At 64.1% G+C, this 12,733-nt stretch carries 11 protein-coding genes; 5 read left to right on the top strand and 6 right to left on the bottom strand.

Going from position 1 to position 12,733, the window contains the following annotated elements:
- Positions 1–33: 33 nt before the first annotated feature.
- The 5 genes from FX984_RS16950 to etfB all read left to right on the top strand — a co-directional run bounded on the left by FX984_RS16950 (position 34) and on the right by etfB (position 6,741).
- On the top strand, positions 34–564 hold the full coding sequence (locus FX984_RS16950; RefSeq protein ID WP_027606002.1) for a DUF5943 domain-containing protein: 531 nt from the start codon (positions 34–36) through the stop codon (positions 562–564).
- A 15-nt stretch (positions 565–579) separates the two neighbouring features.
- Positions 580–2,640: a dimethylglycine demethylation protein DgcA gene (gene dgcA / locus FX984_RS16945; protein ID WP_027606001.1), complete on the top strand. Its 2,061-nt coding sequence runs from the start codon at positions 580–582 to the stop codon at positions 2,638–2,640.
- Positions 2,641–2,796: 156 nt separating this feature from the next.
- Complete coding sequence (gene dgcB / locus FX984_RS16940; protein ID WP_027606000.1) at positions 2,797–4,740, top strand: dimethylglycine demethylation protein DgcB; 1,944 nt, start codon at positions 2,797–2,799, stop codon at positions 4,738–4,740.
- Complete coding sequence (gene etfA / locus FX984_RS16935) at positions 4,740–5,960, top strand: electron transfer flavoprotein subunit alpha (RefSeq protein WP_146477673.1); 1,221 nt, start codon at positions 4,740–4,742, stop codon at positions 5,958–5,960. The genes dgcB and etfA overlap by 1 nt, the downstream gene beginning before the upstream one ends.
- 10 nt (positions 5,961–5,970) lie before the next feature.
- On the top strand, positions 5,971–6,741 hold the full coding sequence (gene etfB, locus FX984_RS16930; RefSeq protein ID WP_027605998.1) for an electron transfer flavoprotein subunit beta: 771 nt from the start codon (positions 5,971–5,973) through the stop codon (positions 6,739–6,741).
- Between the two features lie 119 nt (positions 6,742–6,860).
- On the opposite strand, the gene FX984_RS16925 is transcribed toward etfB, so the two are convergent.
- Genes FX984_RS16925 through FX984_RS16900 form a run of 6 tightly spaced genes read right to left on the bottom strand, consistent with a single transcriptional unit; the run spans position 6,861 to position 12,733 of the window.
- Complete coding sequence (locus FX984_RS16925; protein ID WP_146477675.1) at positions 6,861–8,786, bottom strand: secretin N-terminal domain-containing protein; 1,926 nt, start codon at positions 8,784–8,786, stop codon at positions 6,861–6,863.
- 18 nt (positions 8,787–8,804) lie between these two features.
- Positions 8,805–9,296: a hypothetical protein gene (locus tag FX984_RS16920; RefSeq protein WP_027605996.1), complete on the bottom strand. Its 492-nt coding sequence runs from the start codon at positions 9,294–9,296 to the stop codon at positions 8,805–8,807.
- Entirely contained in the window at positions 9,293–9,829 is a 537-nt protein-coding gene (locus FX984_RS16915; protein WP_146477677.1) for a hypothetical protein, read from the bottom strand. Before FX984_RS16915 ends, FX984_RS16920 begins: the two co-directional genes overlap by 4 nt.
- Positions 9,830–9,835: 6 nt before the next feature.
- Complete coding sequence (locus FX984_RS16910) at positions 9,836–10,393, bottom strand: hypothetical protein (RefSeq protein WP_166655291.1); 558 nt, start codon at positions 10,391–10,393, stop codon at positions 9,836–9,838.
- Entirely contained in the window at positions 10,390–11,115 is a 726-nt protein-coding gene (locus FX984_RS16905; RefSeq protein WP_223841631.1) for a hypothetical protein, read from the bottom strand. The genes FX984_RS16910 and FX984_RS16905 overlap by 4 nt, the downstream gene beginning before the upstream one ends.
- On the bottom strand, positions 11,096–12,733 hold the full coding sequence (locus FX984_RS16900) for a GspE/PulE family protein (protein ID WP_092355593.1): 1,638 nt from the start codon (positions 12,731–12,733) through the stop codon (positions 11,096–11,098). The genes FX984_RS16905 and FX984_RS16900 overlap by 20 nt, the downstream gene beginning before the upstream one ends.

The following is a 12,733-nucleotide window of genomic DNA, read 5'->3' as shown; positions in this document are numbered from 1 at the left end:
CATCACAACGAATTTTTCTGGAGTTAAGTTTCCATGGCCAAGATCGCCCCGCAATTGCCTATTGAAGTCGACAGCGAAACCGGTGTCTGGACGTCCGACGCCCTGCCCATGCTGTACGTGCCGCGTCATTTCTTCGTCAACAACCACATGGGCATCGAAGAAGTGCTGGGCGCCGAGGCCTACGCCGAGATCCTCTACAAGGCCGGCTACAAATCCGCCTGGCACTGGTGCGAGAAAGAAGCTGAATGCCATGGCCTGGAAGGCGTCGCGGTGTTCGAGCACTACATGAAGCGCCTGTCGCAACGCGGCTGGGGCCTGTTCAAGATCCAGGACATCGACCTGGATAAAGGCACCGCCAGCGTCAAGCTCGAACACTCGGCCTTCGTCTATGTGTACGGCAAGGTCGGGCGCAAGGTCGACTACATGTTCACCGGCTGGTTTGCCGGCGCCATGGACCAGATTCTGCAAGCCCGTGGCAGCCAGATCCGCACCGTGGCCGAACAAGTCTACGGAGGCTCCGAAGAGGGCCACGATGACGGCTTGTTCACCGTCAAGCCGTTGTAAGCCGAGGACCGTGCCATGGCTTTCGAAGCAATGTTCCAGCCGATCCAGATCGGCAAACTGACCATCCGCAACCGCGTGCTCAGTACCGCCCACGCCGAGGTGTATGCCACCGACGGCGGCATGACCACCGACCGCTATGTGAAGTACTACGAAGAGAAAGCCAAGGGCGGTATCGGCCTGGCGATCTGCGGCGGTTCCTCGGTGGTCGCCATCGACAGCCCCCAGGAATGGTGGAGCTCGGTGAACCTGTCCACCGACCGCATCATCCCGCACTTCCAGAACCTGGCGGATGCCATGCACAAGCATGGCGCCAAGATCATGATCCAGATTACCCACATGGGCCGTCGCTCCCGTTGGGATGGCTTTAACTGGCCGACCCTGATGTCGCCGTCCGGCGTGCGCGAGCCGGTGCACCGTGCCACCTGCAAGACCATCGAGCCGGAAGAAATCTGGCGCGTGATCGGCAACTACGCCCAGGCCGCGCGGCGTGCCAAGGCCGGTGGCCTGGACGGTGTGGAACTGTCCGCCGTGCACCAGCACATGATCGACCAGTTCTGGAGCCCACGGGTCAACAAGCGTACCGACGAGTGGGGCGGCACCTTCGAAGGCCGCATGAAGTTCGGCCTCGAAGTGTTGAAGGCCGTGCGTGCCGAAGTCGGTGACGACTTCTGCGTGGGCATGCGCCTGTGCGGTGACGAGTTCCATCCGGACGGCCTGTCCCACGAGGACATGAAGCAGATCGCCAAGTATTACGACGACACCGGCATGCTCGATTTCATCGGCGTGGTGGGCTCGGGTTGCGACACCCACAACACCCTGGCCAACGTGATCCCCAACATGAGCTATCCGCCGGAGCCGTTCCTGCACCTGGCGGCCGGTATCAAGGAAGTGGTCAAGGTTCCGGTGCTGCACGCACAGAACATCAAGGACCCGAACCAGGCCACGCGCATCCTCGAAGGCGGCTATGTGGACATGGTCGGCATGACCCGTGCGCACATCGCCGACCCGCACCTGATCGCCAAGATCAAGATGGGCCAGATCGACCAGATCAAACAGTGCGTCGGCGCCAACTATTGCATCGACCGCCAGTACCAGGGCCTGGATGTGCTGTGCATCCAGAACGCCGCGACGTCCCGTGAGTACATGGGCGTGCCGCATATCATCGAGAAGTCCACCGGGCCGAAACGCAAGGTGGTGGTGGTCGGTGCCGGCCCTGCCGGGATGGAAGCCGCGCGGGTGGCCGCCGAACGTGGCCACGACGTGACCCTGTTCGAGAAGAAAGAATTTATCGGCGGGCAAATCACCACCGCCTCCAAGGCGCCGCAACGCGACCAGATCGCCGGTATCACCCGCTGGTTCCAGCTGGAGCTGGCGCGTTTGAAAGTCGACCTGCGCCTGGGCGTGGCCGCCGATGCCGAGACCATCCTGGACCTGCGTCCGGACGTGGTGGTGCTGGCGGTCGGCGGGCATCCGTTTATAGAACAGAACGAACACTGGGGTGCCGCCGAAGGCCTGGTGGTGAGCAGCTGGGACGTGCTCGACGGCAAGGTCGCACCGGGCAAGAATGTATTGGTGTACGACACCATTTGCGAATTCACCGGCATGTCGGTGGCGGACTTCCTGGCCGACAAAGGCTGCCAGGTGGAAATCGTCACCGATGACATCAAGCCGGGCGTAGCCATCGGCGGTACGTCGTTCCCGACCTACTACCGCAGCATGTACCCCAAGGAAGTGATCATGACCGGCGACATGATGCTGGAAAAGGTCTACCGCGAGGGCGACAAGCTGGTGGCGGTGCTGGAGAACGAATACACCGGCGCCAAAGAGGAGCGGGTAGTGGACCAGGTGGTGGTGGAAAACGGCGTGCGTCCGGACGAAGCCATTTACTACGGGCTCAAGGAAGGTTCGCGCAACAAGGGCCAGATCGACGTCGAAGCCCTGTTCGCGATCAAGCCGCAGCCGTGCCTGAGCGAGACGGGCGAGGGGTACTTGCTGTTCCGCATCGGTGACTGTGTGGCGCAGCGCAATACCCACGCTGCCATCTACGACGCCCTGCGCCTGTGCAAAGACTTTTGATGAGGTGAACGCGGTCAAATGTGGGAGGGGGCTTGCCCCCGATAGCGGTGGTTCAGCGACAACTGTACCAACTGACAGTCCGCCATCGGGAGCAAGCCCCCTCCCACATTCGGGCCAGTTTCACAGTAGACCTGTGCGGTCTGTGGGAGCTTCACCATGTTGAACACCTTGCTGCCTATTCTCTTATTTACCGCCCTGGGCCTTGCCGTCCTCGGCGCCCTGCGCCGTGTGAACATGTGGCGCCGCGGCCGAGCCTCCAAGGTCGACCTGCTGGGCGGCCTGCTGGCCATGCCCAAGCGCTACATGGTCGACCTGCACCACGTGGTCGCCCGCGACAAATACATCGCCAACACCCACGTCGCCACGGCCCTGGGCTTTGTGCTGTCGGCGCTGCTGGCAATCCTGGTGCACGGCTTCGGCCTGCATAACCGTATCCTCGGCTACGCCTTGCTGCTGGCGTCAGTGTTGATGTTTGTCGGCGCCACCTTCGTTTACCTGCGGCGGCGCAATCCACCGTCGCGCCTGTCCAAGGGCCCGTGGATGCGCCTGCCGAAAAGCCTGATGGCGTTCTCGGTGAGTTTCTTCCTGGTGACGCTGCCGGTGGCGGGGATCCTGCCCGCCGACTTCGGTGGCTGGCTGCTGGCCGCGCTGCTGAGTGTGGGTGTGCTGTGGGGCGTGTCCGAGATGTTCTTCGGCATGACCTGGGGCGGCCCGATGAAACACGCCTTCGCCGGTGCCCTGCACCTGGCCTGGCACCGTCGCGCCGAACGCTTTGGCGGTGGTCGTTCCACTGGTTTGAAACCCCTGGACCTGAGCGACAAGAGCGCCCCCCTGGGCGTGGAAAAACCCAAGGATTTCACCTGGAACCAACTGCTCGGTTTCGACGCCTGCGTGCAGTGCGGCAAGTGCGAAGCGGCGTGCCCGGCCTTCGCCGCCGGCCAGCCGCTGAACCCGAAAAAGCTGATCCAGGACATGGTGGTCGGCCTGGCCGGCGGCACCGATGCCAAGTTCGCCGGCAGCCCTTATCCAGGTAAACCGATTGGCGAGCACAGCGGCAACCCGCACCAGCCGATCGTCAACGGCCTGGTGGACGCCGAGACCCTGTGGTCGTGCACCACCTGCCGCGCCTGCGTGGAAGAGTGCCCGATGATGATCGAGCACGTCGACGCCATCGTCGACATGCGCCGCTACCTCACCCTGGAAAAAGGCGCGACCCCGAACAAGGGCGCCGAAGTCCTGGAAAACCTGATCGCCACTGACAACCCCGGCGGCTTTGCACCGGGCGGTCGCCTGAACTGGGCGGCGGACTTGAACCTGCCGTTGCTCAGCGAAAAAGGCAGTGCCGACGTGGTGTTCTGGGTCGGCGACGGTGCCTTCGACATGCGCAACCAGCGCACCCTGCGCGCATTCGTCAAAGTACTGAAAGCGGCCAAGGTCGACTTCGCGGTGCTCGGCCTGGAAGAACGCGACAGCGGTGACGTGGCGCGACGCTTGGGCGATGAAGCGACGTTCCAGCTGCTGGCCTCGCGCAATATCCAGACGCTGGCCAAGTACAGCTTCAAGCGCATCGTCACCTGCGATCCCCACAGCTTCCATGTGCTGAAAAACGAATACGGCGCCTTCAACGGCAACTATCTTGTGCAGCACCACAGCACCTTCATGGCCGAGCTGATCGGCGAAGGCGCGCTGAACCTGGGCCAGCACAAAGGCAACAGCGTGACCTACCACGACCCGTGCTACCTGGGCCGCTACAACGGTGAGTACGAGGCGCCGCGCCAAGTGCTGCGTGCCTTGGGCATCGAGGTCAAGGAGATGCAACGTTCGGGTTTCCGCTCACGCTGCTGCGGCGGCGGTGGCGGCGCGCCGATTACCGACATCCCCGGCAAGCAACGTATCCCCGATATGCGCATGGAAGACATCCGCGAGACCGGCGCCGAACTGGTAGCGGTCGGTTGCCCGCAATGCACGGCGATGCTCGAAGGTGTGGTTGAACCGCGCCCGTTGATCAAGGACATCGCCGAGCTGGTGGCCGATGCATTGCTGGAAGACGTCGCACCGGCCAAAGCTCCCAACAAGCGTGAACCTGCGGAGGTGCACTGATGAGCGACATTATCCGCCGCGACCCACGGGCCGAATGGATCGCCCGCAACCGCCTGCACCCGCTGCATGCGGCGATGCAGCCGCTGCAACACAGTTGGATGGGGCCTAACGGCGTCATCCGCAAGAACGTGCATGGTGTCGGTTTTATCGGCCCCAACGGCATCAAGCGCATCGACCGCAGCGGTGCCCAGCAGGGCGGTGCGGCCAAGCGTACGGCGGCGATTGAAGTGCAGTTGCCGCTGCATCAGGTGCCTGCGCCTGCGTTCTACATCAACGTAGTGCCGGACATGGTCGGTGGCCGCTTGAGCAGCCACGACCGCGACCTGGTCGGCCTGGCGCGGCAACTCGCCGGCAACGACGGCGCGGTGCTGGTGGTGGTGTTTGGCGAACACAAGGAAAGCGCGTTTGCCACGGCCGGTGTCGATCGCCTGCTGGTGCTCGACGGCCACGAATTCGACGGTTATTCACCGGAGCAACGCGTGCAGGGTTTGCGGGCTGTGGATAACCAGTTCAACCCGCGCCACTGGTTGCTGCCCGACAGCCGCAGTGGTGGCGGCGAGTTGGGTCGGCGCTTTGCCGCCAGCCTCAAGGAACGCCCGGCCACTCGCGTCTGGCAGATCAAGGGCGATGAGTGTATCGGCCGCGCCGGTGCGGGCCGGGAAGACTTGGCGCGGCCGCTGCCACGCCTGATTCTGGCCGCCGCCGAATGCGCCGATCCGGTCAGCGACACACGCCATGAGGTGCTGCCCGTGGAGTTATCCACAAGCCTGGCGCGCAGCCTGCCGCGTATCGAGGATCTCGGTGCGGTGGCGGTGGACCCGGCGGCGATTCCCATGGCCGAGGCCGAGTTTATTTTCTCCGGCGGCAACGGCGTGAAGGACTGGGCGCTGTTCCACCAGACCGCTGCGGCATTGGGGGCCACCGAAGGCGCCTCGCGGGTGGCGGTGGACGATGGATTCATGGCCCGTGATCGCCAGGTCGGCGCCAGCGGTACCTGGGTGACGGCGCGGGTGTATGTGGCCGTGGGGATTTCCGGGGCGATCCAGCACCTGCAAGGCATTGGCGCCTGCGACAAGGTGGTGGCGATCAACCTCGACCCGGGCTGCGACATGATCAAGCGTGCCGACCTGTCGGTGATCGGCGAAAGCGCCGCGATTCTGCAAGCCTTGATCGCTGCGGTCGAGGCCTACCGCAACGGCGCCAAGCGCGATGCGGCTTGAGGACATGACCATGACCACGAATGTAATCAGCCTGGTGTCCATCGGCGCCCACCCCACCTCCGGCCGGCCACGCCGCGCCGAACAGGATGCGCGCGCCGTCGAACTGGGTCTGCAGATGGCTGGGGATAAGTTGCAGGTGCTGCACGCCGGCAATATCGCCGAACCGACCTTGCGCAGCTACCTGGGCATGGGCCTGCCACAGTTGCACGTGCTGGAACAACCGGAGGGCAGCGATGCGTTGCCGGTGCTCGGCGAGTACCTGCGCCACGCCGGTGCCCAGGTGGTGCTTGCCGGCAGCCAGGCCGAAACCGGTGAAGGCTCGGGCATGTTGCCGTTCCTGTTGGCGGAGCAATTGGGCTGGCCGCTGATTGTCGGGCTGGCCGAGGTGGAGTCCATCGACGGCGGCGTAGCCCATGTGCTGCAAGCCTTGCCCCGTGGGCAGCGCAGGCGCTTGAAGGTGCGCCTGCCATTCCTGGCGACGGTGGACAACGCCGCGCCCAAGCCTCGGCAGAGTGCCTACGGCCCGGCACAGCGCGGTGAGCTGGCGGCCCATGAGGTCGAGGTTGAAGACGATGAGTTATTCGCCAGCGCGCTGTTGCAACCGGCCAAGCCCCGGCCCAAGCGCCTCAAGGTGATCAAGGCCAAGAGCGGCGCCGACCGCATGAAAGCCGCCACCGCCAAGGCCAGTGGCGGCGGTGGGCAGGTGCTCAAGGGTGTGAGCGCCGAGGAAGGTGCCCAGGCAATCCTCAAGTTGCTCATAGAAGAAGGCGTCGTGCGCTAACCCACCAACACTGCAAAACAAATGTGGGAGGGGGCTTGCCCCCGATTGCAGTGTGTCAGTCTCAGTATCTTTAACTGAAGCACCGCTATCGGGGGCAAGCCCCCTCCCACATTGGATCTTCATTGGGGCGCAGGTTCGGGCGCAGGCTTGGGCACCAGATCCGGCAGCGGTGGCGGCAGGGGTTGCCAGGTGGCATCCGGCTGTTGCATCGGCGGTGGCAGCGCCGGCGTGGGGCCGCCGCCAATCGGCTTGAGGATCATTTTGTCGGTGGTGTCGCGCAGGATCATGCCCTGGGTCGAACTGCGCGCCTCGGTGCCGCTGTGGAAGGTACTGATCTGGGCAATCGGCAGGTCCAGGTTGCGTTCGATCCTCGGGGTCAGCAGCAGAATGATCTCAGTCTTCTGCTGGGTATTCTGGTTGGCGCCGAACAGCTTTTTGCCGATCCACGGGATCTGGCTCAACCACGGCAAACCCGAGCCCTCGTCGACGTCCGCCGTGCGGATCAGCCCCGAGACGATCTGGGTTTCATTGTTGCGCGCGGTCAGCAGGGTCTTGGTGGCCCGTGAGCCGAGTTCGAAGGTGGCCGGTACGTTTTCCGAGCCGGGAATACGCTTGGTGATATGGCTCATTTCCACGTTCAGCTCCAGGTTCACCTCATCGCTCAGGCTGATATTCGGCTTGACCGTGATCTGCAGCCCGACGTCCTGGTAGGACACCGACGAGGTGGTGATCTGGTTGGCGGTGGTGGTGGTCACCACGGGGATCTTGTCGCCGATGTTTACCTGGGCTTCTTCGCGGTTGCGCACCCGCACCCTGGGGTTGGCCAGGGTCACGGTGTTGCCGCTGCGTTGCAGCATATTGATGCGCGCCGAGGTACTGCCCGCGTCGAGCAGGATGTTGTCGCCATTGATCCCGCGCAATGCGCTGAGCGGGATGCCTGCCAGCCCGGCAGGCACGTTGGCCAGGTTGCCCACGGACAGGCCGATGCTCTCCGGGTACTGGATGCCCAGGTTCAACTCGTCGGTCAGGCTGACCTCCAGCACCTGGATGTCGATGGTCACTTCCGATTGTGCGATATCAATGGCTTCCACCAGTTTTTCCACCGCGCTCAGGGTGTCCAGTCCATCGCGCACGATCACCGCGTTCAGGCGTTCGTCCACCAGCACCTCCTTGGGCTTGAGCACCTGTTTGATCTCGGCGGCGATGACCTTGGGGTCGCCATGGCTGAGGTAGAAGGTGCGCACGGCCAACTCGCGGTATTCCCGTTCCTTGTCCGGGCGGCGGGGGTAAACCAGGATGGTGTTGGCGTTGAGGACCTTCTTGTCCAGCCCCTGGGTGGTCAGCAGCAGGTTCAGCGCGTCTTCGGCGGTGGTTCGGCTCGCGGTCATGCTCGCCGAGGCACTGGGATTGACGTCCTTGTCGATGACGAAGTTGACCCCCGACAGGCGCGCAATGGTCTCGAAAATCGTGGTCAGGCTTTGGGCGCTGAACTCCAGGCTCAGGGGTTTGCGCATGGCCTCGGAGAGGTCGGCGCTGAGGTAATCGGCGCTCACCAGTTCACGGGTCAGGGCATTGCGAAAGTCCAGGGCCTCTCGGTAGTTGGGCTTTTGCGCGATGATCCGGCGCACCAGGTTGAGGGCTTCCACCGGGTTGGAACGCTTCATTTCGTAGGCCTGGGCCAGTTGCGGGCGCAGTTGTTTCATCGCCTGGATGCTCTGGATTTCCTGGCGCGCGCCGAGGTTGCTGGGGTCGTATTTGAGGATGGTTTCCAGGGCGCGGATGGCAGCGGCATCGTCGCCACGCATCAGCGCGGTGCTGGCTTCGCGGCTGTATTGGGCCACCAGCAATTCCAGCTTGCTGAAGTTGGCGGTGCGCAGTTGCACATCGTCGGGGGCCTGTCTGGCTTCGGCTTGCAGCACTTCGACCGAACGGATGATGTCGCCCTTCTGGCGCAACTCGTCGCTCTCCTTGATCGCCCGTTGGGTCTGGCAGGCGCTGAGCAGGGCCACGGCCAGGCTCAAGGGTATCCACGTGCGTATGGCCATGATCGTGTCCTGCGCCGGTCAGTGAGTGTCCAGCCGCAAGGTGCTGACATGCTTGAGGGGCATGTAGGTCAGCACCACGGCGGTGTCGGTGAGTTTGTCCAGCCGGTAGTGCGCGTCGAGCATCTTGCCGGGCACGATGCGCCCGGGTACCGAGCAACGGTTGCACAGGGTGTACTGGCTGCCATTGCCGCTGAGCACGACGATTTTCGCCTGGTTCTCGTAGCGCCATTGCGCGCTCACGGTGAAGGGCAGGGGCGGTGGCTTGGGCGCTGAGGTGTCGACCGGTATGGGCGGCGGTGCAGGTGTCCAGGTCTGGGCGGGGAACAGGTCGATGGCTTCGGCCACCGCCGGCGCAGGTGCTGCGACCGGTGCCGAGGGCACCTGTACAGGGCGGGCGATCACTGGCACCGGCGAGGGCGTGGGAGTGTCCGCAGTGTCCTGCCAGAACAGCCAGCCGCAGCCGATCAAGGTCAGCAACAACAGCACGCGCAGATACAGCGGCAGCGTCATTCCACCACCCCCAGCACACTCACCTTGAGGCTGATGTTCAACATGCCGCTGGTGATTTCCTTGCGCTCCAGGGCCAGGCGTTCGATGCGTACGGCCGGCTCGTTGGCGACGTCGTCCAGGGCATCGCGCAGCAAGGCGTAGGGGCCGACGAGGGGAATGTCCACGTCCAGCCGTTGCAGCCCGGTGTTGCCGGGCGCGGAGTAGGCCAGGGTGGTTTGTTCGATGAGAAAACCGCGCCGGGTGAGGACGTCCAGCAGCTTTTCCAGGCGTGGGGCGAAGTCCTGTGCACTGGGCAGGCGTTCGACCACGGCCGGTTCGGTCACCTGCACATCCTGGGGCTGCTCGGCGATACCGGCCTCCAGTTCCTGGCGCCGCAGGCGGTCGGCAATGCCTACCGGATGTATCACTGTGACTTCGATCAGCAACGTTGCCGCCATCAGCCCCAGCGCCAGCAGCCCCCAAAAGCCCAGGCGCTGCTGCCATTGCATCAGGTGCCAGCGCACGCGCGGGAGGTGGCGGGTCAGGGCGTCCATGGGCGACTACCCTGCACCAACCGCAAGTTTGACCTGCACCGGATGTTGCGGGTCATTGGCCTTGCGTGCGCTTTGTTGCAGGTTCACGTGCACCCCTGGCTGGGCCTTGAGCCGTTCGACAAAGCGAAAGGCATCGCCCAGCACCTTGGCTTCCAACTCCAAGTGAATCAGCCGGGCCTGGGTGTCGACCTCCACGCGCGTCAGCGCGACTTCCGCGGACCAGGCCCGGGCCACGGCGTCCATCAGCGCGAAGGGCGTGTCCTGCTGTCGGGAAAAGGCGGCCAGTTGTTGTTTCTGCTGGGGTGACAAGCGAATGGCGGCCTGGATCAGTTGCTCCTGGCGGCGTGTCAATTCGATAAAGCGCTGCTCCAGGGCGTCGGTCTGTTGTTGCTGATGCTCCATGCGCTGCCAGTGTTGCCAGGTGACGAAGACAAGCCCGGCGGCGACCAGCCACAACCCACTCACCAGCGGCCGATAGACGGCGTTAGGGTGCAGGAAGTCGACGCCCGGCGCCTGCCGCTGTCGCCAGGCACCGGCGAGTTGTGATTTCAGCTGAGCGATCATGCCAACGGCTCCCCCAGCCAGGGATGCAGTGGCCCCAGCCAATGTTCAGTGGGGTGATTGGCGACGACCCATGTGGCCGCCGCGTGCCGTTGCGCCAGCAGGTCGGCGGTGAACAGGTTGTCGCTCAAGTGGCTGCCGGGTGGGGTTTGCAGCACGCAGACTTGTTGAGCCACACCCCGTTGCCGGTAAAGGCAACTGAGACCTCGCGCCTCAGGTACCGCCAGCACGCAATCGTCAGGCAATTGCTGCCAATACCGTTGGGCCACGGCCGTCAACAATGGCGTGCATGTCACCAGCGGCAGGTGCTGTTGCTTGAACAACTCCCGCAGGTCTTGCAGCAAATTCCGTGGCGTCGCGACCGCCAGGCGTTCATCTCCAAAGGTGCTGTTGGCGACTTGCACTTGCCACTGTCCGGGGTCGATGCCTGCCTGTTGGTTGAAGGTCACTTCGGCCAAGCCTTGCCAGTCGGCCTGGCTGTACAAACCGGTTTGCCACGCCAGCATCAGGTAGTGCACATGGGGGAAGCCCAGCAGCACCGTGGCCCGGTCCAGAAACCCGACGCGGCCGCGCGGCGCCTGTTCCAGCAGTTCGGCACAGGCGGCCAATGGTTCGCCAGCCTGTTGCGCACGCCATACTGCTGCACCGCGCCAGCGCGGTCGTGCGGCCCATTCGGCGCCGTCGCTGTGCAGCCACACCACATGCTCAATAAAGGGAAATGACACGGTGGATCTCCTTGAGCGTGGTGTCGCCCTGGGCGGCGTGGGCCAGGGCGATGTCGCGGATAAACACGTGGCCGGCTTCACGGGCCAGTTCGCGCAGGGTGGAGGCCGAACTGCGGTTGAGCAGGCCCTCCTTGATGCTGTCGGTCAGTGTCAGCACTTCGGCCAGGGCGAGTCGGCCGCGATAGCCGGTGTGACGGCAGGCCTCGCAGCCTTTGCCCACGCGGTAGTGACCCTGCTGGAGTTGAGCCTCGGCGAGTTGGGCGAGGTGGGTGATCTCGGGGTCGGGGGCGGCATCCGTGCCGCAGTCCGGGCAGATGCGCCGCACCAGGCGCTGGGCGACCACGCCGTTAAGGGCTTCGACAAAGCTGGCCGGGTCCACGTCCATGTAGGTAAAGCGCTCCAGCACACTGAACGCGCTGTTGGCGTGCACCGACGACAGCACCAGGTGCCCGGTCAACGCTGCCTGCACCGCAATGCCGGCCGTTTCACCGTCGCGTATTTCCCCCACCAGGATGGTGTCCGGGTCGTGGCGCAGGATCGAGCGCAGGCCACGGGCAAAGGTCAGGCCCTTCTTGTCGTTCACCGGGATTTGCAGGACCCCGGGCAGTTCGTATTCCACCGGGTCTTCGATGGTGATGATCTTTTTCTCGCCGGTATTGGTCTCCGACAGGGCGGCATACAGCGTGGTGGATTTGCCGCTGCCGGTGGGGCCGGTCACCAGCAACATGCCATAGGGTTCGCCGGCCAATACACGGATGCGCGCGATGGTCTCGGCGTTCAACCCCAGGGTTTCCAGGCTCAGGGACTCGCCGCGCTGGGACTTGTCGAGAATCCGCAGCACCGCATCTTCACCGTGGATGCTGGGCATGATCGACACGCGAAAGTCCACTTCGCGACCCTGGATTTTCATCTTGAAACGCCCGTCCTGGGGCACCCGCCGCTCGCCGATATCCAGCTCCGACAACACCTTGATCCGCGACAGTGCCTGCTCGGCCATGTCCATGCCGCTGGCCTGGCCCATCTGCTGCAACACGCCGTCGATGCGGTACTTGATCACCAGGCCCTGGGGGGTGGTTTCCACATGGACATCGCTGGCGCGGCTTTGCAGGGCATCGAACAGCATGGAGTTGACCAGGCGCACCACCGGGTTGTCGTCGCGGGCGATGCTGCTCAGGGAAATTTCCTGGGCGGCCTGGCCGACGCGGGCATGCTCGTCGTCCTCACCGAAAGGTTGCATCACCCGTTGGCTGGCTTCGGCCAGGCTCAACTGGGCCTTGACCGCGCCGGGCAGGCTCATGGCCAGGGGCAGTTGACGCAAGGTTTTCGAGGATTGCAGCCAGTGCCGGCTGGCCAGGGTGAAAGGGTCTCCCAGTACCAGGCACGGCTGGCCGTGGTTATCCACCGGCAGCACGTTATGGATCAGCGCCTGGGGCAGTGCCAGCAGGTCGAAGCGCCAGTGTTCACTGAGGTTTTCCGGGGGGATGGCAAGCAGGCCCAGGGGCTGGGCGATCGTGCTTAATTGGTCGGGCGCCTTCTCCAGCACCTCCAGCAGGTAATTGGACAAGCTCAGCCCGCGTTGCTCTGCAAGGGCCTGCCATTGCCGTGTCTGTTCGCTCAT

The organism is Pseudomonas marginalis (genome assembly GCF_008692035.1).
In the GTDB taxonomy this organism is placed as follows: Bacteria; Pseudomonadota; Gammaproteobacteria; order Pseudomonadales; family Pseudomonadaceae; genus Aquipseudomonas; species Aquipseudomonas marginalis.
This window is presented reverse-complemented; position numbering and strand designations above follow the sequence as displayed.

What these genes read in the sequence shown, in the direction of transcription:
- dgcB (WP_027606000.1), top strand. Translation starts at nt 2,797, where the DNA reads ATGTTGAACACCTTGCTGCCTATTCTCTTATTTACCGCCCTGGGCCTT.
- FX984_RS16910 (WP_166655291.1), bottom strand. Translation starts at nt 10,393, where the DNA reads ATGATCGCTCAGCTGAAATCACAACTCGCCGGTGCCTGGCGACAGCGG.
- etfA (WP_146477673.1), top strand. Translation starts at nt 4,740, where the DNA reads ATGAGCGACATTATCCGCCGCGACCCACGGGCCGAATGGATCGCCCGC.
- FX984_RS16950 (WP_027606002.1), top strand. Translation starts at nt 34, where the DNA reads ATGGCCAAGATCGCCCCGCAATTGCCTATTGAAGTCGACAGCGAAACC.
- etfB (WP_027605998.1), top strand. Translation starts at nt 5,971, where the DNA reads ATGACCACGAATGTAATCAGCCTGGTGTCCATCGGCGCCCACCCCACC.
- FX984_RS16915 (WP_146477677.1), bottom strand. Translation starts at nt 9,829, where the DNA reads ATGGACGCCCTGACCCGCCACCTCCCGCGCGTGCGCTGGCACCTGATG.
- FX984_RS16920 (WP_027605996.1), bottom strand. Translation starts at nt 9,296, where the DNA reads ATGACGCTGCCGCTGTATCTGCGCGTGCTGTTGTTGCTGACCTTGATC.
- FX984_RS16925 (WP_146477675.1), bottom strand. Translation starts at nt 8,786, where the DNA reads ATGGCCATACGCACGTGGATACCCTTGAGCCTGGCCGTGGCCCTGCTC.
- dgcA (WP_027606001.1), top strand. Translation starts at nt 580, where the DNA reads ATGGCTTTCGAAGCAATGTTCCAGCCGATCCAGATCGGCAAACTGACC.
- FX984_RS16900 (WP_092355593.1), bottom strand. Translation starts at nt 12,733, where the DNA reads ATGAGCGAACAGACACGGCAATGGCAGGCCCTTGCAGAGCAACGCGGG.